General features: G+C 62.6%; 20 protein-coding genes. 14 read left to right on the top strand and 6 right to left on the bottom strand.

The features are described 5' to 3' along the window. Positions 1–140: 140 nt before the first annotated feature. Entirely contained in the window at positions 141–1,148 is a 1,008-nt protein-coding gene (locus MF4836_RS19175) for a GlxA family transcriptional regulator (protein WP_078471581.1), read from the bottom strand. A 100-nt stretch (positions 1,149–1,248) separates the two neighbouring features. On the opposite strand from MF4836_RS19175, the gene MF4836_RS19170 reads away from it, so the two are divergent. The 13 genes from MF4836_RS19170 to MF4836_RS19110 all read left to right on the top strand — a co-directional run bounded on the left by MF4836_RS19170 (position 1,249) and on the right by MF4836_RS19110 (position 18,356). Then, positions 1,249–1,803, top strand: coding sequence for a cysteine hydrolase family protein (locus MF4836_RS19170; RefSeq protein ID WP_078471580.1), 555 nt, complete (start codon positions 1,249–1,251; stop codon positions 1,801–1,803). A 696-nt stretch (positions 1,804–2,499) separates the two neighbouring features. After that, positions 2,500–4,371 carry a 3-dehydroquinate synthase gene (locus tag MF4836_RS19165; RefSeq protein ID WP_078471579.1) on the top strand — a complete coding sequence of 624 codons (1,872 nt, stop codon included), beginning with the start codon at positions 2,500–2,502 and terminating at the stop codon, positions 4,369–4,371. Beyond that, entirely contained in the window at positions 4,368–5,258 is an 891-nt protein-coding gene (locus tag MF4836_RS19160; protein WP_078471578.1) for a UbiA family prenyltransferase, read from the top strand. Before MF4836_RS19165 ends, MF4836_RS19160 begins: the two co-directional genes overlap by 4 nt. Then, on the top strand, positions 5,255–6,022 hold the full coding sequence (locus MF4836_RS19155) for an EboA domain-containing protein (RefSeq protein WP_078471577.1): 768 nt from the start codon (positions 5,255–5,257) through the stop codon (positions 6,020–6,022). The genes MF4836_RS19160 and MF4836_RS19155 overlap by 4 nt, the downstream gene beginning before the upstream one ends. Before the next feature lie 42 nt (positions 6,023–6,064). Next, positions 6,065–6,949 (top strand): TatD family hydrolase, encoded by an 885-nt coding sequence (locus tag MF4836_RS19150; RefSeq protein ID WP_020297869.1) that lies wholly within the window; start codon positions 6,065–6,067, stop codon positions 6,947–6,949. Beyond that, the gene (gene eboE / locus MF4836_RS19145) at positions 6,946–8,181 is read left to right on the top strand and encodes a metabolite traffic protein EboE (RefSeq protein WP_078471576.1); all 1,236 of its coding nucleotides are present in this window, start codon (positions 6,946–6,948) and stop codon (positions 8,179–8,181) included. The genes MF4836_RS19150 and eboE overlap by 4 nt, the downstream gene beginning before the upstream one ends. Further along, positions 8,171–9,616 carry an alkaline phosphatase family protein gene (locus MF4836_RS19140; RefSeq protein WP_078471575.1) on the top strand — a complete coding sequence of 482 codons (1,446 nt, stop codon included), beginning with the start codon at positions 8,171–8,173 and terminating at the stop codon, positions 9,614–9,616. Before eboE ends, MF4836_RS19140 begins: the two co-directional genes overlap by 11 nt. Further along, on the top strand, positions 9,595–10,734 hold the full coding sequence (locus tag MF4836_RS19135; RefSeq protein WP_078471574.1) for a hypothetical protein: 1,140 nt from the start codon (positions 9,595–9,597) through the stop codon (positions 10,732–10,734). Before MF4836_RS19140 ends, MF4836_RS19135 begins: the two co-directional genes overlap by 22 nt. A gap of 10 nt (positions 10,735–10,744) precedes the next feature. Further along, positions 10,745–13,141 (top strand): hypothetical protein, encoded by a 2,397-nt coding sequence (locus MF4836_RS19130; RefSeq protein WP_078471573.1) that lies wholly within the window; start codon positions 10,745–10,747, stop codon positions 13,139–13,141. Between the two features lie 64 nt (positions 13,142–13,205). Beyond that, positions 13,206–14,126 carry a hypothetical protein gene (locus MF4836_RS19125; protein ID WP_078471572.1) on the top strand — a complete coding sequence of 307 codons (921 nt, stop codon included), beginning with the start codon at positions 13,206–13,208 and terminating at the stop codon, positions 14,124–14,126. Between the two features lie 18 nt (positions 14,127–14,144). After that, on the top strand, positions 14,145–15,437 hold the full coding sequence (locus MF4836_RS19120) for a hypothetical protein (protein WP_078471571.1): 1,293 nt from the start codon (positions 14,145–14,147) through the stop codon (positions 15,435–15,437). Positions 15,438–15,440: 3 nt separating this feature from the next. Beyond that, positions 15,441–17,261, top strand: coding sequence for a hypothetical protein (locus MF4836_RS19115; protein ID WP_078471570.1), 1,821 nt, complete (start codon positions 15,441–15,443; stop codon positions 17,259–17,261). 36 nt (positions 17,262–17,297) lie between these two features. After that, positions 17,298–18,356 carry a hypothetical protein gene (locus tag MF4836_RS19110; protein ID WP_078471569.1) on the top strand — a complete coding sequence of 353 codons (1,059 nt, stop codon included), beginning with the start codon at positions 17,298–17,300 and terminating at the stop codon, positions 18,354–18,356. 81 nt (positions 18,357–18,437) lie between these two features. Here MF4836_RS19110 and MF4836_RS19105 read toward each other — a convergent pair whose 3' ends face one another. Together MF4836_RS19105 and MF4836_RS19100 are read right to left on the bottom strand one after the other, a co-directional pair. Beyond that, on the bottom strand, positions 18,438–18,950 hold the full coding sequence (locus tag MF4836_RS19105) for a single-stranded DNA-binding protein (protein ID WP_020297860.1): 513 nt from the start codon (positions 18,948–18,950) through the stop codon (positions 18,438–18,440). Positions 18,951–18,959: 9 nt separating this feature from the next. Beyond that, a complete protein-coding gene (locus tag MF4836_RS19100; protein ID WP_078471568.1) occupies positions 18,960–20,354 on the bottom strand; it encodes an MFS transporter in 1,395 nt (464 codons plus the stop codon). A 205-nt stretch (positions 20,355–20,559) separates the two neighbouring features. Between MF4836_RS19100 and uvrA the strand changes: the two genes are divergently transcribed. Next, a complete protein-coding gene (gene uvrA / locus MF4836_RS19095) occupies positions 20,560–23,394 on the top strand; it encodes an excinuclease ABC subunit UvrA (RefSeq protein ID WP_020297858.1) in 2,835 nt (944 codons plus the stop codon). A 97-nt stretch (positions 23,395–23,491) separates the two neighbouring features. On the opposite strand, the gene bfr is transcribed toward uvrA, so the two are convergent. The 3 genes from bfr to rplQ form a co-directional block, all read right to left on the bottom strand. Further along, positions 23,492–23,956 (bottom strand): bacterioferritin, encoded by a 465-nt coding sequence (bfr, locus tag MF4836_RS19090; RefSeq protein WP_078471567.1) that lies wholly within the window; start codon positions 23,954–23,956, stop codon positions 23,492–23,494. A 155-nt stretch (positions 23,957–24,111) separates the two neighbouring features. After that, complete coding sequence (locus MF4836_RS19085; RefSeq protein ID WP_078471566.1) at positions 24,112–25,560, bottom strand: catalase; 1,449 nt, start codon at positions 25,558–25,560, stop codon at positions 24,112–24,114. Between the two features lie 238 nt (positions 25,561–25,798). After that, entirely contained in the window at positions 25,799–26,185 is a 387-nt protein-coding gene (rplQ, locus tag MF4836_RS19080; RefSeq protein ID WP_020297855.1) for a 50S ribosomal protein L17, read from the bottom strand. Between the last annotated feature and the right edge of the window lie 11 nt (positions 26,186–26,196).

Below are 26,196 nucleotides of genomic sequence, written 5' to 3'. Positions count from 1 at the left end.
CTTTGGGCTGCACGGATCAGGCCAGCTCTCCGCCCGGGCAAAACCCCTTGCAAATCAGTCAGCTGGAGAAACGTAGCGGCACTGTGCCCGTTGCAAACTGCACGATCGTTGCCAACGCCTGCGGATATTGCACGACGGGCCTAGCGCCCCTGATCGCCCCGCGCCGCAGTTGGAGGCGTTACGCCGAAGCGACTGCGATAGTCGCTGGGGGTCAGGCCGGTGATTTTCCTGAAGATCGCGCGAAAGGCGCTCGGGTCCTGATAACCCACGGTCCAGGCGATACGGTCGATGGTGCCGTTGCTGAACTCGAGCATCTCCCGGGCCTTGCCGACTCGCAGGTGCTGGCAGTATTCGGTCGGCTTGAGGCCGGTGGCGGCACGAAAACGTCGAAGCAAGGTGCGCTCCTCCAGCCCCGCCTGCAGCGCCATGGCCCCCAGGGACACCTCCACCGCGCCATTGCCCTGCAACCAGTGCTGGACCTTGAGGATCGCCGGGTCGCCGTGATTGAGGATCGGCGCGAAATTGCTCCCGCACTGGCTGGCGCTGTCGCTGTGCTCGACCACCAGAAAGCGCGCAGTGCCGGTGGCGATGCTCGGCCCCAGCAGGCGGTCCACCAGGCGCAGACCCAGCTCGGACCAGGCCATCAGCCCGGCCGTGGTGATCAGGTCGCCATCGTCGACGATGGGCTTTTCGGCACTCAGGCGGATCTGCGGGTAACGCAGGGCAAAACTCTTGGCCGAGGTCCAGTGGGTGGTGGCGCTGCGCCCGTCCAGCAGACCGCTTTCGGCCATCAGGATCGAGCCCACGCAGACGCCGCCAAGGGTGGCACCGGCGGCATGCTGTTCGCGCAGCCAGTGAGTCAGCGCGGTCGTGGCCTGGCCTTCGGAAAATCCCGCCAGGGAGGGCGGAATCAACACCGCCACCAGCGCTGAATCGGGGCCCGGGTGACTGTCATAGACCCGCACCGGCGCCTCATCGAACGAGGCCTGCCAATGGCTGATACGCAGCAACGGCAACTGGTCGCTCTGGTGTTCGGCAGCAATCCGATTGGCCACCCCGAACAGGTCGGTCAAGCCGTGGACCGCGGCCATCTGCGCACCGGGATAGATCAGCACGCCCAGTTCGGCGACCGCACGTTGCATGGCCATTGTCAGTTTTCCCCCTGCTATTGTCGGTGCGGCCAATCCTCGAAAGACCCGCCGGCGCCAATACTGGACGCCATACCCACCTCTGTTCAAGGAAACCCTTATGGCCAAGCAAGCACTGATCCTGATCGACATCCAGAACGACTACTTTCCCCAGGGCAAGTGGCCGTTGGCCGAAGTCGAGGCCGCTGCCGACAATGCCGCCAGGCTGCTGGGCGCCTTTCGCGCAAGCGGCAAACCGGTAATCCATGTGCGCCATGAGTTCACCTCGAGCGACGCGCCGTTCTTTGCCCCGGGCTCCGAAGGCGCGCGCCTGCATGCCAAGGTCGCCAGCCAGGGCGACGAGCCGGTGGTGCTCAAGCATTTCGTCAATGCGTTCCGCGACACCGAGCTGGAGTCGATTCTCAAACAACAGGGCATCGAGGAACTGGTGATAGTCGGCAGCATGAGCCACATGTGCATCGATGGCGTCACCCGGGCTGCCGCCGACCTGGGGTATGGCGTCACCGTGATTCACGACGCCTGCGCCACCCGTGACCTGGAGTTCAACGGCCAGGTGATCCCGGCCGCCCAGGTGCATGGGGCGTACATGGCATCCCTGGCGTTCGCCTATGCCAGCGTGGTCGCGACCGATGAATACCTGAACGCCAGCCGCTGAAGCCCGGCGCCGCTCTGCACTGAGCCCACTTGCCCACAAAAAGCCCCGTGGCGTCATGACGCTGCGGGGTTTGGTGGTTCATAAAAAACAATAAGTTTGTAGCGGACCAACAAGAGTATTGATTATTATTCTCAACAAACTAACGAAGCAACTTCCGTGTAACTTCCCCATCCCGCAGACAAAACCCTTAAGCGTAGACCTCAGCGGCTTGAATATCCTTCACCGCGCCAACTTACACCCCTCTCGCACTGATAGCCCCACACGCAACTTAACTCCATATAGCCAAGCATAATAAAGCCTATAACAAACGATAATGACAAATAGCCATTATTGGTTGTTTACCTTGCTATTAATTCATTGACCGATCTTTTTTCAAATGGGTTCAATCATGTTCAATTTCATTTAAAAGCCGGGATAACCGGGCCGAAGCCCAATAAATACACGGCAAACGCGCGAGACACTCGCCCATCCCCAGCGTCTCGAAGTCGCTGTTGGAAACCATCGAAAAACTCTTGTTCCGGCCTTGCTTGCAAAAGTGCAAGTCGCGACTAAGTTCATAACTATTATTCAGCCGCATCGCCGATCGATGAAGCAACACCCCATCCGACGAGGACACTCGGTTATTTAAAACACTCTTCAGATACTGCGTTAACTGCTGACACGGAATTCAGTCATAACAATCAAGAGGGACGCTTGATGAAGCGCAGCCAATGGTATCGTGCGTGCTCGCAAAGAGGGTCGGCCGGACTTTTCTGGTTGTCGCTGCTTTGCTTCTCCGGTCTGGTCATCGCCAGCTTCCTGTTGTTCGAACAGCAGATCCAGGATGCCCTGGCCCATCTGAACCTGTACCTGCCCTCTACCCCCGCGCAGAAATTCAACCTGGCCCTGCTGCTGATCGCCCTGTTGGCGTTCGACGTTGTGTTGCCGGTGCCTTCAAGCATGGTGGCGCTGCTGGCGATTGCCATGCTCGGCAGCCTGGGTGGCTACCTGGTGATTTTCATCGGCCTGTGCCTGGGCGCCGGGCTCGGCTACGCCCTGGGGGCCGGCTATTTTCGGCTGTTGTCCGGCCGCCTGGGCCTGCACCAGCGCCAGCCGGGGCAACTGGGCTACCGCCTGGGCACGTTGTCGCTGATCTGCCTGCGCGGCGTGCCGGTACTGGCCGAAACCTCGGTGGTGGCCGCCGGCATGCAAGGTTACCCGCTGCGCTCGTTCCTGCTGGTCACCACCCTGGCCAACGCCGGCCTGGCATTGGCCTACAGCGCCATCGGCAGTTTTCTGGTGGAACAAAATGCGCTGCTGCTGACCCTGCTCGCCGGCATGCTGCTGCCCGCTCTGTTTATCGCTGCGCGCAGCCTGCTCAAGCCGCGCCACGCCGTGGACGCCAACCAGCCACTGCGCGGGCGTTTCGAGGTCAGCTACGACTACCCGGTGGTGTTCACCGACCACCTGTTCGACCCGGCCAACCCCTGCCTGCACCAACAGCTTTGCGCCCAGCATCGCGGGCCGGTGACCGCACTGGTGTTCGCCGATGAGCAACTGCTGCAAAGCGCCCCCCACTTGCTGCAACAGATCGACCAGTACTTTGCCGCCCACGCGGACCTGCGCCTGCTGGCCGCGCCGATCGCGGTGCCGGCCGGCGAACTGAGCAAGGACCCACAGGTGCTGCAACAGCTGTACAGCGACATGCTGCAACAGGGCCTGGACCGCCACTGCTACGTGCTGGCCCTGGGCGGTGGCGCGGTGCTGGATGCGGTGGGCTACGCCAGCGCCACCTTTCACCGGGGGATTCGCCTGATCCGCATCCCGACGACGGTGCTGGCGCAGAACGACGCCGGCATCGGGGTCAAGAACGGCATCAATGCCTTCGGCCAGAAAAACCTGCTGGGGGCCTTCTACCCCGCCACGGCGGTGATCAACGACTTCCAGCTGCTCACCAGCCTGACCCGCCGCGACCAGATCGCCGGCCTGGCCGAAGCGGTCAAGGTGGCGCTGATCAAGGACCAGGCGTTTTTCCACTGGATGGAGCAACACGCCGAAGCCCTGGCCACCTTCGAACACAGCGCCAGCCGCTACGCCATCCGCCGCTGCGCCGAGCTGCACCTGGGGCACATCACCGGCGCCGGCGACCCGTTCGAGCGCGGCAATGGCCGACCGCTGGACTACGGGCACTGGGCCGCGCACAAACTGGAAAACCTCAGCCACCACCGGCTGCGCCATGGCGAGGCCGTGGCGGTGGGCATGGCCCTCGACGGGCTGTACGCCAATGCCCTGGGCCTGTTGAGCGATGCCGACAGCGAACGGGTGCTGCGGCTGCTGGTCCAGCTCGGCTTCAACCTGTGCCCGGCGGAGCTGCTGCTCAAGGATGCCCAGGGCCGCGCCCAGGTGCTGATCGGCCTGGAGGAGTTCCGCCAGCACCTGGGCGGGCAACTGTCGATCCCCATGCTCAACCGCATCGGGGGGTCGGTGGACCTGCATGAAATCGACGCGCCGCTGATGGAACAGGCGCTGCTGCGGCTGGCCACCGGCAGCGGCCCACTGTTGAGCTTGAGCGAGGGCTGCGCGCAATGAACCTGGCGCCGCACAACCTCAAGACCTGGATGACCCTGGGCCGGGTGTCAAACCTGCCGACGGTGTGGACCAACACCCTGGCCGCCGCCCTGCTGGCCAGCAGCACCAGCGCCCTCGCCCCGCCCTCGTCGCTGGTGTGGATTCTGCTGTTGGCGGCCCTGTCCCTGCTGTACCTGGCCGGCATGCTGCTCAACGACCTGCTGGACGCCAACTGGGACCAGCAGCACCACAACCCGCGCCCGATCACCCTGGGGCTGGTGAGTCGCCAGCAAGTGGGCCTGGCCACTGCGTTGCTGCTGGCCCTGGCCGCGGCATCGGTGCTGGGCCTGAGCCAGTTGATCGACGAGCCGCACTGGCTGCTGGGCAGCGCCACCCTGCTGGTGGGCTGCATCCTGGGCTACAACCTGCTGCACAAAAAATACGCTCACAGCGTGTGGCTGATGGGCGCATGCCGCTCGGCCCTGTACCTCACCGCTGCGGCCAGCCTCGCGGTGCCGCCGGAGCCGATCTGGCTGTGCGCGGTGTTGCTTGGCGTGTACATCAGCGGCCTGACCTACCTGGCCCGCCAGGAGCATCGCAACCAACTGATCAGCCGCCTGCCGCTGCTGTTGATGCTGAGCCCTCTGGCACTGGCGATATACGCGGTCAACGCCTGGTTCTGGGCGGTGCTGCTGCTCTGGCTCGGCTGGTTGGGCTGGCATTACTGGCGCCACCTGGCCAACCCCCGGCAACGCCAGGTCCGGGCCTTTATCGGGGCTGGCCTCGCGGCCCTGCCCCTGTTCGATGCGCTGGTGCTGGCGGTGGCCAACCAGCCCATGGGCAGCCTGTTATGCGTCCTGGTGTTTTTCCTGCTCCCACACTTCCAGCGCTGGATCAAACCCACATGAACACCGACCTGAAACCACAGCCATCGGCGGCCCTGGACATGCGCCAGGACTGCCTCGACGCCCAGCGCCAACTACTCACCCAGCAGCTTGATGACAATGAGCGGCACTGGTGGCGCCAGGCCCTGGAGCAACTGGCGCAAGGTGCCGATGCCAGCACGGCGGCGCTGTTGAGCAGCCAGTGCAAGCGCCACCTCAAGGAGCGCGCCCTGCCCGGCAGCGGCTGGAGCCTGGTCCAGCTGGCGCGCGCGCTGCTGCTGGCCCAGGCCCTGGAACAGCAGCCGGCCAGCGAGCAACTGTCCGTTCTGCGCCAGCTGTTTCTGTGGGGGGACGATCAGGAAAAAATCGCCACCCTCAAAGCCCTGGACTGGCTCGACCGCCAGGGGCTCGGCCTGGAGCTGGCGTTGCAGGCCGGGCGCACCAGCAACAGCCAGGTCTTCGCTGCCCTGGCCCTGGACACCCCCTACCCGGCCCGCCACTACAGCGAACGGGCCTTCCACCAATTGCTCTTGAAGGCCCTGGGCATGGGGCTCGACGTGCGCCGCCTGCAAGGCCTCGCGCAACGCCACAGCGTCAGCCTCAACCAGTTGGCCCTGGACCTGCTGGACGAGCAGCTCGCCGCCGGGCGCCCGGTGTCTCCCGGGCTGCCCCTGGCGATCGCCTTCGAGCTGCTGAGCCCGGCACAACGCCAACGCCTGCAGGGCCTGAGCCAGCAGCAACGCTTGCCGGACGAATGGCGCGAGCACCTGCCGCCGCCGGTTTCCTGATCGAACCCACGCCTACCGACTCCCCCTCGACGAGGATTCACCATGCTCAAGTACTTCGACCCGCACATCCATATGGTCAGCCGCACCACCGACGACTATCAGAACATGGCCGCCGCCGGCATCACCGGGGTCATCGAGCCGGCCTTCTGGCAGGGCCAGGCCCGGACCAGCGTCGGCAGCTTCATCGATTATTTCGACACCCTGCTGGGTTGGGAGCGCTTTCGCGCCAGCATGTTCGGCATCCATCACTTCTGCACCATCGGCCTCAACCCCAAGGAGGCCAATGACCTCTCAGTGGCCAACGAGGTGCTGGAGATCCTGCCGCGCTACCTGCTCAAGGACGGCGTGGTGGCCGTCGGCGAGATCGGCTACGACGACATCACCCCCGAGGAAGACCGCTTTCTCGCCGCCCAGCTGCAACTGGCCAAGGAGTTCAACCTGCCAGTACTGGTGCACACCCCGCACCGCGACAAGATCGGCGGCACCAAGCGCACCCTGGCGGTGATCCGCGAGGTGGGCATCGCCGAGAACCTGGTGATCATCGACCACCTCAACGAACTGACCCTGCCCCTGGTGCTCGACAGCGATTGCTGGCGCGGCCATTCGATCTACCCCAACACCAAGATGTCGGAGCAGCGCATGGTCGCCCTGCTGCAGGAGTACGGCACCGAGAAAATGGTGGTCAACAGCGCCGCCGACTGGGGCATCAGCGACCCGCTGAAAGTGCCGAAAACCGGCCAGGCCATGCTCGCCGCCGGTTTCAGCGAAGCCCAGGTGGAACAGGTGCTGTTTCACAACCCGGTGGATTTCTTCGCCCAGAGCGGGCAGCTGGACAAGGCACTGGTCAGCACCCCGCTGCCCATCGACCAGCGCAAGCAGTGGCAGGAAAACTCGGCCCTGCGCGGCCAGGAGCCGGTGATCAAATGAGCCAGCCCAGGGAATGGACGCCCACCCAGATCGGCTATTGCGGCAACGTGCACCCCACCCCGGAACTGGCCGGGCTGCGGGCCTCGATCGAGTCCGACTTCCAGGGAGTGCGCCGGCTGCGCGGGCTGAGCCAGCAGGACAGCGGTCTCTGGATCAGCGCGCGAGCGGTCGCCGAGCTGCAACAGCCGACGGCACGCCGGCAATTTTTCGAACTGTTGCAACGCAGCGGCCTGCGCCTGACCTCGCTCAATGGCTTCCCCTATGGCCGGTTCCATGAGGGGGCGGTAAAGGCCGAGGTCTACCGCCCGCACTGGGCCGATCCGCAGCGCCTCGACTACAGCCTGCAACTGGCACGGCTGCTGGCCGATGCCCTGCCCCCAGATTGCACCCAGGGGGTGATGTCCAGCGTACCCCTGGGGTATGCCGCGCACTGGAATCAGGCCTTGCAGCACAGTGCCGAACAGCAACTGCGCCAGCTCACGGCGGGCCTGGCCAGGCTGTATCAGGAGAGCGGCAAGAAGATCCGGCTGTGCCTGGAAATGGAGCCCGATTGCGTGCTGGAAAGCACCGGCCAGGCCATTGCCTTTTTCCAGCATTGGCAAGCTACCGATCCGCACCAGGAGTACCTGGCGCTGTGTTTCGACGTCTGCCATCAGGCGGTGCTGTTCGAGGATTGCTACCAGTCCCTGCACCGCCTGCAACAGGCCGGCGTACCGGTGGGCAAGATCCAGCTGTCCAGCGCCATGGTCTGCCAGCTGCCGGCAGCGGAGCATCCACGTCGGGCGGCGGTGGTCCAGGCCCTCGGCGACTTTGCCGAGGTGGTGTACCTGCATCAGGTCAAGGCTCGCGACGTCCAGGGCCGGCTGCTGTCCTGGCCCGACCTGCCCGCGGTGTTGCAGGACATCGCCCAGGGCCGGGTCCTGGAAGCGGAGCTGCGTATCCACTTCCACGTGCCGCTGTTCAGTGAGCAATTGCTGTTGCCGGAGCTCAGCGGCAGCCAGGGCGCGCTGGCCCAGACCTTCGATTACCTGGCCGAGCATCCGGCGCTGCGTCCGGTGCTAGAGGTCGAGACCTACAGCTGGGGCGTGCTGCCGGAGCCGCTGCGCCCGGACAGCGCCGCGGCGCAGTTGCAGGGCATCGCCCGCGAGCTGCAATGGGTCGAGGAGCAACTGCGGGCCAGGCAACTGCTGCAAGCCCACCCACGCCCGCTGGAGGTGGCCCATGGCCGCTGAAGCACCGCGCCCACCGCTGCTGCTGATCAACGTGGTCGGGCTGACCCCGGGTTTGCTCGGGGCCGCCACGCCACGCATCAATCAACTGCTGCACGGCGGGCAGATGACCCGTTTGCAGCCGGTGTTCCCGGCCGTGACCTCGACGGTGCAAGCCTCGATCCTCACCGGGAGCGCGCCATCGGAGCACGGGATTGTCGGCAACGGCTGGTACTTTCGCGACCAGGCCGAGGTGCGTTTCTGGCTACAGCCCAATGGGCTGATCCAGGGGGAAAAAGTCTGGCAGGTGCTGCAACGGGAGATCCCCGGGTTTCGCTGCAGCCAGCTGTTCTGGTGGTTCAACATGTACGCCGAGGTCTCGGCCGCCATCACCCCGCGCCCGCACTACCCGGCCGACGGGCGCAAAGTGTTCGGCCTGTACTCCGACCCGCCCGGGCTGCACGAGGCCATCGAGCAGCAGATCGGCGAGTTTCCGTTCCATGGCTTCTGGGGGCCGGCGGCGGGCATTGCCTCCAGCCGCTGGATCGTCGACTGCGCCATGGCCGAGTTCCAGATCAACCGCCCGGACCTGCAACTGGTCTACCTGCCCCACCTGGATTACGGCCTGCAACGCCTAGGGCCGGAGCACCCGGCCATGGCCGATGAATTGCGCGCCATCGATCATGAAGTCGGGCGCCTGCTGGACTTTGCCGAGCAACAGGGCGCGTCGGTGATGCTGTTGTCCGAGTACGGCATCGAGCCGGTGCAGCAATCGGTCTCGCTGAACCGGCTGCTGCGCTCGGAAGGCTTGCTCCAGGTCCGCCAGTCGCTGTCCTGGGAACTGCTCGACCCCGGCGCCAGTGCGGCCTTTGCCGTGGCCGACCATCAGGTCGCGCATATCTACATCCGCCGCGCCCAGGACGTGGCCCGGGTCAAGGCCCTGTTGCAGCGCCAGCCCGGTGTCGAGCAGGTGCTGGACAAAACCGAACAGCGGGCCTGGCACCTGGACCACCCGCGCAGCGGCGAGCTGGTGGTGGTGGCCGCTGCCGGCTACTGGTTCGATTACTACTACTGGCTGGACGACCGCAAGGCCCCGGACTTCGCCCGTACCGTGGACATCCACCGCAAGCCCGGCTACGACCCGCTGGAGATGTTCATCGACCCGGCCATCCGCTGGCCCAAGCTGAAAATCGCCCGCCGCCTGCTGCAGAAAAAACTCGGCTTTCGCTACTACATGGACCTGATCCCACTGGACACGCGGATGGTCCGCGGCAGCCATGGCCGCCTGCCCGACAGCCCACAGAGCAGCCCGCTGCTCATCACCAATTGCGACCTGGCGCTACCGGAGCAACTTCCGGTCACGGCAGTCAAGCAACTGCTCCTGCAGTACTTCCTGGGGCGCCCATACCACGACAAGGCCAATGCCAAGGAGCTTCCATGCGGCGAGCCATCTCCATAACCGTTCTCAGTGCACTCGCCGGGTTGGCGCAGGCACAGAACGCCACTCCCTATGACTGCGGTAATTTCCTCACGTACGGAGCCAACCCCAGCCAGACCAAGGCCAACTTTTTGCAAAGCCCGGAAACCCAGGCCTGGAACTGGTTCGTCTGCCTCAACCAGCCTTCGGCCCAGGGCAGCCCGAACCGGGTCTGGGAAGGGTTCAAGCCGTCGGACCAGGTGTACCTGGCCAACGGCGCCCAGCCCAAGCCCTATCTGCCGCAGCAGCCCACGCCTATGGCGATCCAGGCCCAGGCACAAAAACTGGGGATGAACCCCAACCGGGTGTTCCAGAACCTGGACAGCACGCAACAGGTGGACGGCCTGATCCTGCAAATGGGCAACCAGGTGCCGGCAGCGCAACGCGGCCAGCCGGTGCGCTTTCACATACTCATGGGCCAGGACACGTTCAACTACATCCTCAATAACAAGATCTACAACGTGAACGGCCAGGCCGCCCTAACCGGCAACCTGAATTTCCCGAGCACCGCCTGGGAGCTGAAAACCTCGTGGATCTGGATCGGCACCGATGCCGCCTTCAAGCAGAAGCTGGAGAACGATGGCTACTACATCATCCAGGCCTACTACCCGGACAAGAACCAGTACCAGGTCGGGTACGCCGCCCTCAGCGGCATGCACGTCATCAACAAGCTGAGCGCCAACTGGGTGTGGACCACCTTCGAAAACGTCAACAACAGCAAGTACACCGTGACCAATGCCGTACCGGCCACGCCGATGACCAACACCACCGGCCCGACCCCGGCGGCCAAGCCGGTGAACCTGAGTTTCCAGGCCACCTACCCCGGGCTGTCGAAGTACGAACTGATCGGCGTCGAGTTCCAGCCCGTGACCCAGGTGCTGGCCAACTCGCAGCTGGAGTCGGCGTTCCAGAGCACCTCGTCGTGCCTGGCCTGCCACAGCACCGCCGCCTACTCGAACCAGAAGGGTTACTTCAATTTCGCCCTGAAAGAACAGGGCGGCATCGTCTACCCGACCACTCCGCTGCCGGACTCGGCGTATGCCGGTTACAAAAAACTGGATTTTGTCTGGTCGCTCAAACGCGCCCAGTGGCAACGCTAAGGAGCATGACATGAGCGTATTGAACTTCCCCCGCATCTACCTCAACGGCCACATGTTCTGGAACCCGCCAACGGCCAACAACAACGACGTGTTCCCGCTGTACGACGCGGTGAAGATGGACATGAACTGGCCGTTCCTGAAGTACTACGACGTCACCCCGCAAAACGCCCCGACCGCGCTGATGCCGTGGTCGATCCGGCCACTGGCGTACAACCAGGTCCCGGATTACGTGCTGCAGGTGCCGACCAACGCCAACCCGAAAACCTACCCCTTCATGCCCGCCGAATGGGACCTGTTCGGCGACAACGCCTGCGGCACGGTGACCCACAAGGACACCCGCTCGGTGGTGGTGGGTGGCGAGTTGCAGGCCAACAATTACATCCTCCAGGACGCCCTGGTCAGCAAGAACTACCAGTTGCAGGGCAACCCCTTTGGCGGCAACGCGCCCAGTGCCGCGCGTTTTGTCGATATCAGCCCCTGGCAAAACACCTTCACCGCGCTGTATTTCGACAAGCTGGTGCTGGGCGACGCCCAATGCGGCCTGACGCTCAACCGCCAGTACCGGATGCTCGATCGCTTCCTCAACTTCAACTGGGGCGCGTTCGGTGGCTTGAGTACCGTGACCACCACCTGGCAGACCTGCTTTCCCAAGGAAAACCTGCAATGGGTCATCGGCAACTCGGTGCTGCTGAAAAACCTCCAGCAGCAAATGACCCAGCAGGGCGCCAAGGGCCTGATGTTCCGGTTCTCGACCTACCTGACCTTCTACGACAAAAACGGCGTCTTCAACGACTTCCCGCCGATCAACACCCACTCCCATGCCCCTGCGGACATGGAAAAGGTGCGGGTGATGTATGAGAAGGGGCTGAACAACGTCGCCGATATTTTTTTCAACCCGGCCTACAGCCGCACCGCCGGTACCCTTGGGCTGTGGTTTGCCGACGAGTTCCCCACGGCCCCCGGCGGCCGGCGCCTGATGCCCGCCAGCGAGGTGCCGGTGTACAAGAAAACCCCAGGTGACACCCAGCCGTCGAGCACCCAGCTGGGGGTGATTTCAGCCCAGATCAACCCGGGGGTGTTGTCCCTGGACCTGTCCAACGGCTTCCCGTTCTACCCGGTCGATCCCAGCGCCCCGATCGCCAAGGCGGAACGCTTCAACGCCGGCAACTACACAGTGGGGGTGCAGTTGAACGGCAAGTACCAACCCCTGGCCCAGTTCGGCTTCGAGCAGTACAACCAGGCGGCCTTCGATAAACGCTCGGGCCTGCTTGACCTGCCAATCAACAGCGGGCAACAGAGCGCCCTGGAGAACGGCTCGCTGCTGTTGCAACAGCAAGGCGCCACGCCCGTGGTCGCCGCCGCTCAGCGCAAGTGGACCGCCGAGGTCATCGAGAGCGGCAGTTTCATTGATGTGGGCGATCACAAAACGCTGCAGATCATGGTGCAGCAGGACGGCGTCCCAGCCCCGGCCGGCACCGTGTTGTGGGTCGCCGAGTACGGCAACGCCTACATGATCACCACCAGCAACTACTACCTGGCATTCAGCAACCCGGCCAACTTCACCCTGTTCTATGACAACCCGGACGATCGCAACGCGAACGAGCCCTGGCTGCCGCAGTTCACCGACGCGCCACCGATTGCCAATCAGTTGGCCACCGGCAGCGGGCGACGCCTGACCGCACTGCACAAGACGGACGCCCGCAATGATGCGGCGGTGCCACCCGGCATCCCCATCAGCTATCAGCAGTACCTGAGCAAGCCGACCGCGATCAATCTGCGTCCGTGCCTGGCCTTCGATGAGCCGTTTGCCAGGAGTGGCAACCTGCGCGACACCCCCGGTGGCGGGCTGATCAACTACTCCATCACTAAAATCCGCACTGACGCCAGAGGCATCGCGCAACTGGGAATGCGCGCCGTGGCCCCGGGGTTTCCGACCCTGCGTTTCTTCCTGCAAGAAGGCGCGAGCGCGCCACAGGTGCCCTTCAGCTTCGACTACACCGGGGGCTACGCCGACTTCCTCGCGCCCTTGCGCGTGCTGCCGATGGAGCCGCAATTGCAGCAAAACTTCATCAACTACTGGAACTCCATCTACAAGAGCGAAAACGCCAGCCAGCTGCTGTGGAACAACTTCATCTACGCGCAGATCCTGCAGCCCTTCTATTACCTGTACCCGATCATGAACAAGTTCATGCCGCTCAACTCCCAGACCCGGGTCGAAGGCGCCATCGACCAATTGATCGTGCTGATCAGCAAGCCGTATCAGGAAGAAAGCACGCTCTCGATGCCCATCACCCGCGACATGTCGCAAAGCCGGCGGGCGATTCTCGAGCTGTGGGCCCAGGCCCTGGTCAAGCGCAACTACCCGCCCATCCCCCTGAGCATGAGTGACTTCAACACCCTCAACTGACCGCCAACGCATCACGCAGGAACGCCGGGTGACACCCTCACCCGGCACTTCAAGGGAGTGTCTTATGAACGCCAGCTTCTTTACCCGGCTGCTGTTGCCGACCCTGCTTATCAGCTCGCCGCTGTTCGCCCAGGACGACAGCCCCGCCGTGTACTTCACCAACGGGGTGCACAACACCCTGGGGTGCAATGCCAAAAACGGCAACTGCGTCGCCCCCCGTGCGCCCACCGATCCCAGCGATCCGTTCTTCCCGGCCTATTGGATCAGCGACTGGACCATGTACCGGGTGATGACCAACTACCAGAACAACCCGCCGCCCTACAGCTCGCCGCCCAGCACCCTGAAACCTTCGGACTACACCGTGTCCAAGGGCACCAGCTACTACGACACCGGCTACCTGCCGCCCGATGGCGACGGTTACGGCGCGATGTTCGAGCACTACGAGAAGTACTGCCTGCCGATCTTCCCGATCAAGAACAACAACTACAGCTGCACCTTCGTCTCCCTGGGCAACAAGGCGTATTTCCTGACCTACGACGATCGCCCCAAGGACATGCCGGCCTGTTGCAGTTTTTCGCCGATGAACCACCCGCCGCGCCAGGACTTCGTGCAGCACCTGCCCTACAGCCCCAGCCGCAGCCAGAACCTCAAGGGCAGCGTGCAGGCCTACGCCCTGGACCTGGATTCGCCCCAGGGACCGATCCTGTTCGGCTATGCCTTCAACAAGGCGCAGACCGGCACGCCGCCCTACCGCAAGCCGCAGTCGTTCTTTTTCTCCGGGGACGCCAGCGTCGCCAACGCCCCCATCGTCAGCCAGAACTACGTCAACTTCCGCATCGAGAAACCCGACCCGGCCAAGACCTGGGACCAGGTCGCAGCCATGTGCCCGAGCAACCCGCCACCCTGCCAATTGTTCGAGCCGCCTACCGGCCAGAGCAACGGCAAATCGGCGCAGTGGAACAAGTTGATGCAACGCCAACCCTGACAATGACGAAGGATCGCCATGAACACTTTTCCGCGCTTTAGCCTGATCTTGCTCGGCCTGCTCAGCCTGCCCGCCGTTGCCCGGGAGCAGCCGGCCCAGACCACCTCGGGCATCGACCTCTCATGCCAGCCACCCAGCGTCGTGCCCATCGCCGACGCCAGCCAGGATGCGTTCGATCGCTACAGCTGGCAGATGTTTGTCGCCCTGAGCTGGCCCGCCAAGGCCGGAGCCCGGGGCCAGCCCGATTGCTCGGCGGCCCTGGGCGCCCCTGGCCCGACCGTGTGGCAAACCTACAAAAACGTCGATGAAATCTTCCTCCCCGGCGCCAAGCCGCCCGGACCGTGGAACTCGGCGTTGCAGGCCAAGCGCCTGCGGCTGATCAACATTGCCGCGCTGAAGAACAACACCGTCGTGCACTCCGACAATCAGGCGGTCGGCGGCTGGCTGATCGACCAGAACGGAAAACCCACCTATTACGAACTGGCCGCCAACGAGGCCTCCTACAACTACATCGTCGCCAACGACTTCTACAACGCCGACATCGTGTCCAAGGCCAGCAACATCAAGTTTCCCAGTGCGACCAGCGAGATCAAATCCAGCTGGCGCATCCTGACCGCCCAGGACGATGCCAGCCGCTACCTGCAAATGCCCGCCACGGTCACCCAGTTCAACGACCAGGGCGTCCCGGACGGTACCACCCAGGTCAACCTGGGCCTGGTCGGCCTGCACATCATCACCAAGGCGCCGGGTTATCCGCAGTGGATCTGGTCGACCTTCGAGCAGGTCGACAACGTTCCACCCAAGGTCTTGGTCGAGGGAAAATGGGTCAATCAGCCGGCGCCGGGGGTCAAGTACTCCTATTTCAACGCCGGCGCCCCCGCCGACAGCCTCAACCAGTCGCCTTGCAACTGGACCCTGCAGGATGGCCACCAGGTGTGCCAGCCCAAACCCGGAACCAGCTTCACCACGCCCAATCCGCTGGACCGGTTCACGCCCCTGACCCCGGCTACCGTAACCCTCAACAGTCAGTTCCAGGCCGCTGCGCAAGTGCAATCGACGGTGTTCAAGTATTACCAGCTGGTGACCACCCAATGGCCCAGCGACCCGAGCAACCCCAGCAATCCCCAGGGTTCGCCGACGCCGGCCCTGGCCGCCAACGTGACCATGGAAAGCTATATCCAGCCCAACAGCAGCTGCACCGATTGCCACTCCAAGGCCACCCCGATCAACAGCCGCTTCAAGGCGGACTTCTCCTACCTGTTCAAATTCGCCAAGGCACCCGCAGGCACTTCCATCAAGGATGAGGAATAGACCATGAGTATTCTGAATGGCCCACGGCTGAATTTCTGGGGCGGCATCCGCACCAACGTCAGCGTGCCGAACAACGCCGCGACCCTCCCCATCGACAACGGCCAGACCCTGGCCCTGTTCGACCTGACCACCTCGACCGTGTCGCCCCCGGCCCAGGCCTACAGCGATGATCAACTGAACCAATTCATCAACGCCCCCACCGGGGTCAAGTACACCGCCGGCGGCTGGAACCACTATGGCCAGCACTCCGTCGACATGCAGAACGTGCTGATCAGCTCCCAGGGCCAGCCGGGAGACATCAGCACCCATGGCGACCTGATCGGCCAGCCGTTGTACCTGATGGGTTCGGTGGACCCGGTCACCCAGAACCCGCCGGTCACCGGGCCGATGATGGTCGACCTTGACCCGACCGGGACCATCAGCACGCAGATTTTCGTCGGTGGCCTGCAGATCGGCAGCAGTGACAGCCCTCAATTGCTGATCCGCGGCAATACGGTGTGCAGCAGCTTCGACGTGGCCCTGCGGATCCTCGAAGGTGAGCCCGATGCGCCCGGGTCGAACCGGATCAGCGGCACCTTCCAGCTGACCTTCCCGCTCAAGGACATCGTCAGTTACAACCAGGACAGCGCGATTCTGAAGTCCATCATCGAAGCGCCGGGAGCCAGCGGGATTGTGGTGCGCTTCGTCATGTTCGAAATGTGCCCGAGCATGACCACCGCCGAGCTCGACGCCGACTACGCCGCCAAGCTCTTCACCGCCAACCCGAGCATCGGGCGCATGGTCGGCACCCTGGCCCCGGCGTTCCCCGGGGAGCCGCTGATCTTTCCGGCTGGCCGCCAGTTGATCAACCAGACCAGCGGCGGCACCGGCTACGCCACCTTGACCAGCGATGAGCTGCTGAGCATCGACATGCTCAACATCATTCCCAAGCAGGCCTTTCGCAGCGTGCGCACCGATATCACCAGCCCCATCGGGCCCAATGCGGATTACGGCCCGGTGTCCATCACCGCTGGATCGACCAGGCTGACCACCCTCAGCCCCTTCGGCAAAGACCTGCAGTACTACTACCTCTACGGCGGCATCGTTGATTTGCCCCTGAGCGCCGAGCAGCAACAGTTGGTCGCCAGCCAGCCACTGGGCATCAAGGCCCCACTGACCCTCGCCAAGACCACGGTGAACGCCCCCGAGCAGGCTTATCGCCTGAGCGCCGACCAGCGCAATATCTACCTGGACGACCACCCGGACGGGGTCCAGATCACCCTGAACGTGACCCAACTGGGCGGGCCCGTGACGCAAGACACGGTGATCAAGATCACACCGGGCCCTTCCAACGACGACGAGCACGCCCCGTACCTGGACCCTGAATATTGGGACTTCCTGGTGTTCGAGCCGCAACTGACCGTGAGCAAAGGCAGTGCCAGCGTCAGCTTCAAGGTGACCCTCAAGCCAGGCTCAGAACCCCAGGCCGGGTTTGCCACCTTGAATTTCAGCGTCGTCGGCAGCGACGACGGGGCGTATTTCATCAACTTTCGCAAGTTCGCCCAGACCAGTTTCGGCATCGCCCCGGGCACCAGCGTTACCTGGGATCAGGTCTACGAACACGTGCTGCGTTTTCACTACCTGGCGTTCCCGGCGATGTCGCGCTACATCCCGCTCAACCAGCAGGATGCGGTGTGGAACGCACGGCAGATGATCCTGGCGCGCACCTCCGAGGTCTATAACGGCACCACGCTGTACATGCCAGTGGTGCACTCGATGTCACCGAGCCAGCGGGCGCTGCTCAAAGCCTGGCTCACCAGCGAGCCCTGGCAGCCCCAGTTGTGATGACGCCCTGCCCCCCCTTTGCACTGGAGAGCCGCCATGCCGATGCCGATCCTGATTCCCGCCCACCCGGCGCCAAACCTGCGCCCCAGCAGCATCGTCGCCCAAGGGCTGCTGAACCCGCGGGGCCTGTGCCTGCAAAGCGACGGCAGCCTGCTGATGGCCGAAGCCGGTTCAGGCCTGCCCGACCAAAGCTTCAGCGGGCGCATCAGCCGCCTGCGCCCCGATCCCGATATGCCGGGGGCGTATCTGCCACCGGAAATCGTGGCCGACGGCTTTCGTTCCATGAACCTGCAGGCGCGCATGTTGCGCGATGAAATCATGGGGCTGTCGGATATCGCCTGTGGCGACGGACGCTGCCTGGTCAGCCAGACCAACTATGTCGAAGGCTCGAAAATCCTCGACCTGCAATACCGGCCGCCCGAGCCGGTATTCAACAGCCGCGGCAACCTGAACTCGCTGTGCTATCACCCGGTGCGCCGCAGCTGGCTGGCGGTCAAACCCGATACCAATCAACTGGTAGAGTTCAAGGGCGACAAGGAAGAGCGCGTGCTGTTCGACTTGCCGGACCTGGGCCTGGGCCAGGAAGCGGTGCCGGTGACCCTGGTCTATGAACCGGCGACCGCCGCCGTGTTGATCAGCCTGTTCTCGGGTGAGCTGCACAGCGATCCGGCGCGGCGCGGCATTGATTTCGCCGAGCGTGCCGGCCAGGTGATCCGGGTCTGGCTGCACAGTGGGCGCATTGAGGTGCTGATTGATGGCCTGCAACTGCCCACCGGCCTGGCCCTGAGCCAGGACGGCCAGGTGTTGGTCCTGGAGCTGTGCGACCGTCTGCTGCAACCCCTGCTTCCAAGTTGGGCCGGCGAGTGCCTGCACGGCGGTTTTGCCCGCTTCAGTGGCCGGCTGCTCAGTTGCAGCCTGAACACCGGGCAGGTCACGCTGCTGGCCCAGCATCTGGATACCCCCTCCAACCTGTGCCTGGTGCCGGGGGCGGTATTGATCAGCGAAGGCATGGGTCTCACCGGTCGCCCCCTGCCTACACCGGACAACGGCGTCGCCGCGCTGTCCGGCCAGGTTCGCCGGGTGCAACTGCCCTAGCGGACTGATCGCCAGGCAAAGAAAAAGGCCCTTGGCGATTATCGCCAAGGGCCTTTGCTCAGTGCTTTTGACGGCGCTGGATCAGAACGGAATATCGTCATCGAAGCTGTCGAAATCCGGAGCCGGCTGCGGTGCCGCCTGCTGAGGCGCTGGACGCGACTCACGCTGTGGCTGCTGGCTTGGCTGCGGACGGGACTGCTGAGGACGTGGCGCCGAGTTGGACATGCCACCGCCTTGCTGGTCGCCCTGTGGACGGCCGCCCAACAGTTGCATGGTGCCTTGCATGTCGACCACGATTTCAGTGGTGTAACGCTTGATGCCGTCTTTTTCCCACTCGCGGGTTTGCAGTTTGCCTTCGATGTAGACCTGCGAACCTTTACGCAGGTACTCGCCAGCGATCTCCGCGACTTTGCCGAACATCGAGACGCGGTGCCATTCAGTCTTTTCGACTTTCTGGCCGGTCTGTTTGTCGGTCCACTGTTCGCTGGTTGCCAGACTCAGGTTGGTCACGGCGTTACCGTTAGGCAGGTAGCGAACTTCGGGATCCTGGCCGCAAGTGCCGACCAATATGACTTTGTTAACCCCACGGGCCATAACGTTCTCCTAGGCTTCGCTCGCCGCCGGCGCTGGATTGACCAGCTGCTCGAGGGTCGCGCGATCCAATAATTCGGTGTCCAATTTGATGTAAATGGCGGCCTCCTCGGCCACCACCACTGCATCTGTTACCCCAACAACGGCCTTCAGGCGCTCGACCAGACCGGCTTCGCGGATCGCTTCGGGCGATAACGGCAAGCGCAGGCTCGTCACATATGGGGGCTCGCGCATGGTAACAGCAAAGACCAGCCAGAGTGCAGCCAGACCTGCGCATCCCAGGAACACAACCGACAAACCGCCATGTTGGAACAACCAGCCGCCAAGGATACCGCCCAAGGCCGAACCGAGAAACTGACTGGTGGAGTAAACCCCCATGGCCGTGCCTTTGCCGCCGGCCGGTGAAACCTTGCTGATCAGCGATGGCAAGGAGGCTTCCAGCAGATTGAACGCGGTGAAGAACACCACCGTACCTATCACCAGCGCCCGCAAGCTGTCGCCGAACTGCCAGAAGAATAGCTCAGTGAGCATCAGGGTACTGACGGCACCGAGCAGAACTCGTTTCATTTTGCGTTTCTTCTCGCCGTAGATGATGAACGGGATCATGGCGAAGAACGAGATCAACAACGCGGTGAGGTAGACCCACCAGTGCTGTTCCTTGGGCAGGCCGGCTTTTTCCACCAGCGCCAGAGGCAGGGCAACGAAGCTCGACATCAGCATCGCATGCAACACGAAGATACCAAGATCCAGGCGCAGCAGGTCCGGATGCTTGAGGGTCGGCAACAGTGCCTGGCGGGCCACGCCGGATTCACGATGCTGCAACGGCCCGGTGGAGCGCGGCACCATAAAGGCAATGATCAGAATCCCCACCAGGGCCATGCCGCCGGTCGCCAGGAACAACCCCGACAGGCCAAAGCTGCGGGTCAGCAACGGACCGACCACCATGGCCACGGCAAACGACAGACCGATGGTCATACCGATCATCGCCATGGCTTTGGTCCGGTGTTGCTCGCGGGTCAGGTCTGACAGCAGCGCCATGACCGCCGCGGAAATCGCCCCCGCCCCCTGCAGGACCCGTCCGGCAATCACCCCCCAGATCGAATCGGCGTTGGCCGCCAGCACACTGCCCAGGGCAAAGACGATCAACCCGAGGTAGATCACCGGGCGCCGGCCAATGCGGTCGGAGATGATGCCGAACGGGATCTGGAACAATGCCTGGGTCAAGCCGTAGGCGCCAATCGCCAGGCCGATCAGGGCCGGGGTTGCGCCAGCCAGGTCCATGCCATAGGTCGCCAGGACCGGCAACACCATAAACATGCCAAGCATACGGAAGGCGAACACCAGGGCCAGACCGCTCGCTGCGCGGGTCTCGCTGCCACTCATGCGTTCGCTGTGGGGATCGTGCATGGATAAACCTCATGTGAACCGGCGGCGATTCTACCAGTCCCATCGATAGACGGGGTACATGGCGACTCTTTGTCACGTACCCGTGCCGCGACCTGGGGTCACACCCCCTCGACCGCCGCATAAATCCGCACGTTGATAGTGTGCATCCATCCAGTATTTGGCTTTATACTCCTTCGTTTTCGATGCCCGCCAAGCGAGGCCGCTTTTGGACAAGATCCTGATTCGTGGGGCCCGAACCCACAACCTGAAGAACATCGACCTGACCCTGCCGCGGGACAAGCTGATCGTCATCACCGGCCTGTCCGGATCCGGCAAGTCGTCCCTGGCCTTCGACACCCTGTACGCCGAAGGCCAGCGCCGTTATGTCGAGTCGCTGTCGGCCTACGCCCGACAGTTCCTGTCGATGATGGAAAAGCCTGACGTCGACACCATCGAAGGTCTGTCGCCAGCCATCTCCATCGAACAGAAATCGACCTCGCACAACCCGCGCTCCACCGTGGGCACCATCACTGAAATCTACGACTACCTGCGCCTGCTGTATGCCCGCGTCGGTATTCCGCGCTGCCCCGATCACGATATCCCGCTGGAAGCCCAGACCGTCAGCCAGATGGTCGACCTGGTCCTGGCCCAGCCGGAAGGCAGCAAGCTGATGCTGCTGGCCCCGGTGATTCGCGAGCGCAAGGGCGAGCACCTCTCGGTCTTCGAAGAACTGCGGGCCCAGGGCTTTGTCCGGGCACGGGTCAACGGCAGGCTGTGCGAACTCGACGAACTGCCGAAGCTGGATAAACAGAAGAAGCATTCGATCGACGTGGTCGTAGACCGCTTCAAGGTCCGGGCCGATCTGCAGCAGCGCCTGGCCGAATCCTTCGAAACCGCCCTGAAACTGGCGGACGGCATCGCCCTGGTGGCGCCGATGGATGATGAGCCTGGTGAAGAAATCATCTTCTCCGCGCGCTTTGCCTGCCCGATCTGCGGACACGCCATCAGTGAGCTGGAACCCAAGCTGTTCTCCTTCAACAACCCGGCTGGCGCCTGCCCGACCTGTGACGGGTTGGGGGTCAAGCAGTTCTTCGATATCAAGCGCCTGGTCAACGGCGACCTGACCCTGGCCGAAGGTGCGATTCGCGGCTGGGACCGGCGCAACGTCTACTACTTCCAGATGCTCGGTTCCCTGGCGTCGCACTACGGTTTCAGCCTCGAAGTGCCATTCAACCAACTGCCCGCCGACCAGCAGAAGGTCATCCTCAACGGCAGCGGTTCGCAGAACGTCGACTTCAAGTACCTCAACGACCGTGGCGATATCGTCAAGCGCTCGCACCCGTTCGAAGGCATCGTGCCGAACCTCGAGCGTCGCTACCGCGAAACCGAGTCGGCCACCGTGCGCGAAGAGCTGGCGAAGTTCCTCAGCACCCAGCCCTGCCCGGATTGCCGTGGCACCCGCCTGCGTCGTGAAGCGCGGCATGTGTGGGTCGGCGAGAAAACCCTGCCGGCGGTGACCAACCTGCCGATCGGCGACGCCTGTGAATACTTCGGCGTGCTCAAGCTGACCGGACGTCGCGGCGAAATTGCCGACAAGATCCTCAAGGAGATTCGCGAGCGCCTGCAGTTCCTGGTCAATGTCGGTCTCGATTACCTGTCGCTGGACCGCAGCGCGGACACCTTGTCCGGTGGCGAGGCACAGCGGATTCGCCTGGCCAGCCAGATCGGCGCAGGCCTGGTCGGGGTGCTGTACATCCTCGACGAACCGTCAATCGGCCTGCATCAGCGGGACAACGATCGCCTGCTGGGCACCCTCAAGCACCTTCGCGACATCGGCAACACGGTGATCGTGGTTGAGCATGACGAAGACGCCATTCGCCTGGCCGACTACGTGGTGGATATCGGCCCAGGCGCCGGGGTGCACGGTGGACACATCGTTGCCGAAGGCACGCCAGCCGAAGTCATGGCCCACCCTGATTCGCTGACCGGCAAGTACCTGTCGGGGCGGGTGAAGATCGCGGTGCCAGCCAAGCGCACGCCGCGTAATAAGAAGCTCACCTTGTCGCTCAAGGGCGCCCGTGGCAACAACTTGCGCAACGTCGACCTGGAGATTCCAATCGGCCTGCTGACCTGCGTGACCGGGGTCTCCGGCTCGGGCAAGTCGACCCTGATCAACAACACCCTGTTCCCTCTCAGCGCCACGGCACTGAACGGTGCAACCACCCTGGAAGCCGCTGCCCACGACAGCATCAACGGCCTGCAGCATCTGGATAAGGTGGTCGATATCGACCAGAGCCCGATTGGACGGACACCGCGTTCCAACCCGGCGACCTACACCGGTCTGTTCACACCGATTCGCGAGCTGTTCGCCGGCGTCCCAGAGTCGCGTTCGCGCGGTTACGGGCCGGGGCGCTTCTCGTTCAACGTCAAGGGTGGACGCTGCGAGGCTTGCCAGGGCGACGGTCTGATCAAGGTCGAGATGCACTTCCTGCCGGACATCTACGTGCCCTGCGATGTGTGCAAGAGCAAGCGCTACAACCGCGAAACCCTTGAGGTCAAATACAAGGGCAAGAGCATCCACGAAGTGCTGGAAATGACGATCGAGGAAGCGCGGGTCTTCTTCGATGCAGTGCCAGCGCTGGCGCGCAAACTGCAGACCCTGATGGATGTCGGCCTGTCCTACATCAAGCTCGGGCAGTCGGCGACTACGCTGTCCGGTGGCGAGGCCCAGCGGGTCAAGCTGTCGCGTGAGTTGTCCAAGCGCGATACCGGCAAGACCCTGTACATCCTCGACGAGCCGACTACCGGCCTGCACTTCGCCGATATCCAGCAACTGCTCGACGTCTTGCATCGCCTGCGCGACCACGGCAACACCGTGGTGGTGATCGAGCACAACCTGGACGTGATCAAGACCGCTGACTGGCTGGTGGACCTGGGCCCTGAAGGCGGCTCCAAGGGCGGGCAGATCATCGCGGTCGGCACACCGGAGCAAGTGGCCGAGATGGCGCAGTCCCACACCGGGTACTACCTCAAACCTCTGTTGGCTCGCGACAGGGATTGAGCCCCACGAAAAAGCCCCTGGCATTGTGAGATGCCAGGGGCTTTTTTATGTCACTGAAATCGCCTTGCGAACGATCCAGTACGGCGCTGACGGAAAATCAGAACTGCGATTGCAGGTAGTTTTCCAGTCCGATGACCTTGATCAGGCCCAACTGCTTCTCCAGCCAGTAGGTGTGATCTTCTTCGGTATCGGCCAATTGAATGCGCAGGATGTCACGGCTGACATAGTCCTTGTGCAACTCGCAAAGCTCGATGCCTTTGCACAGCGCGGCGCGCACCTTGTATTCCAGGCGCAGATCGCTGGCGAGCATCTCAAGCACCGTGGTGCCGGTGTCCAGATCATCTGGACGCATGCGCGGCGTGCCTTCGAGCATCAAGATGCGACGCATCAGGGCGTCAGCATGTTGTGCCTCTTCTTCCATCTCGTGATTGATACGTTCGAAGAGCTTGCTGAAGCCCCAGTCTTCGTACATCCGCGAATGGATGAAATATTGGTCACGTGCTGCCAGCTCGCCCGTCAGCAACGTGTTGAGGTAATCGATTACGTCCGGGTGACCTTGCATCGCCCTACATCTCCCTGCTTGAAAGTGGATAGTTTGAACCAAGCTGACTTGCAGGTCACTGGAAAAACGCTAACAAAGTGAAGATATTCTGAGAAAAGTAGCTTAAATAACGCAAAAACCGCCCAAATGAGGGCGGTTCTGCTTCTCGTTTAGACTTAGTTAAGCTGTACGCCCAACGCCTTTGCGACTCCTTCTCCATAAGCCGGGTCGGCCTTGAAGAAATGTTGCAGTTGACGCTGGACCACGTCCGCCGAAACACCGGCCATGGCACCGGCAATGTTGCTGATCAACAACGCCTTCTGATCTTCGTTCATCAGGCGGAAAAGCGCGCCAGCATGACTGTAGTAGTCGGTGTCTTCACGGTGATCATAACGATCTGCCGCGCCGCTGAGCGCCAATGCGGGCTCGGCATACCGAGGCGCCTGTTTGGGCGCATCCGCGTAGCTGTTCGGCTCATAGTTAGGCGCCGCGCCACCGTTGCTGCCGAAGGCCATGGAGCCGTCGCGCTGGTAGCTGTTCACCGGGCTGCGCGGCGCGTTGACCGGCAGTTGCTGGTGGTTGGTACCCACGCGATAGCGATGAGCGTCGGCATACGCAAAGACTCGTCCTTGCAGCATGCGGTCCGGCGACAGGCCTACCCCCGGCACCATATTGCTTGGACCAAACGCCGCCTGTTCGACTTCAGCGAAGTAATTCTGCGGGTTGCGGTTAAGCTCCAGCTCGCCCACTTCAATCAGCGGGAACTCCTTCTGCGACCAGGTCTTGGTCACGTCAAACGGGTTCTCGTAATGAGCTGCGGCCTGGGCCTCGCTCATGATCTGAATGCACACGCGCCATTTTGGGAAGTCACCACGCTCAATCGCGCCAAACAGGTCGCGCTGGGCGTAATCCGGATCAGTACCCGCCAGTCTTGCCGCTTCCGCCGGAGCGAGGTTCTTGATCCCTTGCAGGGTCTTGTAGTGCCACTTCACCCAGTGCCGCTCGCCTGTGGCGCTGATCAGGCTGTAAGTGTGACTGCCGAACCCGTGCATGTGGCGGTAGCCATCAGGAATACCCCGATCCGAGAACAGGATGGTGACCTGGTGCAGCGCCTCAGGCGAATGCGACCAGAAGTCCCACATCATCTGGCCGCTCTTCAGATTGCTCTGCGGCAGACGCTTTTGGGTGTGGATAAAATCGGGAAACTTCAGCGGGTCACGGATGAAAAACACCGGCGTGTTGTTGCCAACGATGTCCCAATTACCTTCCTCGGTATAGAACTTCAAGGCGAAACCACGGGGATCGCGTTCGGTATCAGCCGAGCCACGCTCACCGCCTACCGTGGAGAAGCGCAAAAAGGTCGGTGTTTGCTTGCCCACGGACTCGAACAGCTTGGCGCTGGTGTACTGAGTGATGTCCCGGGTGACAGCGAACGTCCCGTAGGCACCTGAACCCTTGGCATGCACGCGACGCTCAGGGATGTTTTCACGGTTGAAGTGGGCAAGCTTCTCGATCAAATGAAAGTCGTCGAGCAGCAATGGGCCACGAGGACCGGCGGAACGGGAATTCTGGTTATCGGCGACCGGAGCGCCACTGGCGGTGGTAAGCGTTTTGTTCTGGCTCATGCTCAATCTTCCTCTGTCAGTCTTGAAACTGCCGGCTAATCGGCTGACATCGAGTATTGACCATCCCGATGACACCATCAAATTCATTAATTCATGATGTTCGATAGATAATTACTAATTAGCCAGGAAGACAAATAGCCAAATCGAGCTCTGCTGAAAGGTTTGATTGGTTGCCGGCTTTTACTGCAGACACAAAAAACCGGGCACTAGGCCCGGTTCTTCGTTTCAGACTGACGTCTTACTCAGCGGATACAGCTTCGCCGCTGACAGCACGATCAACCAACTCGACGTACGCCATAGGAGCGTTGTCGCCAGCGCGGAAACCGCACTTGAGGATGCGCAGGTAGCCACCCTCACGGGTAGCGTAACGCTTGCCCAGGTCGTTGAAGAGCTTACCAACGATAGCTTTCGAACGAGTACGGTCGAAAGCCAGACGGCGGTTAGCCAGGCTGTCTGTCTTGGCCAAAGTGATCAGCGGCTCAGCAACGCGACGCAGTTCTTTAGCTTTCGGCAGTGTAGTTTTGATCAGCTCGTGCTCGAACAGCGACACCGCCATGTTTTGAAACATGGCCTTGCGGTGCGAGCTGGTGCGGCTCAGGTGACGACCACTTTTACGATGACGCATGGTTCATTCCT

The sequence above is a fragment of the Pseudomonas sp. MF4836 genome (assembly GCF_002018875.1).
In the GTDB taxonomy this organism is placed as follows: Bacteria; Pseudomonadota; Gammaproteobacteria; order Pseudomonadales; family Pseudomonadaceae; genus Aquipseudomonas.
This window is presented reverse-complemented; position numbering and strand designations above follow the sequence as displayed.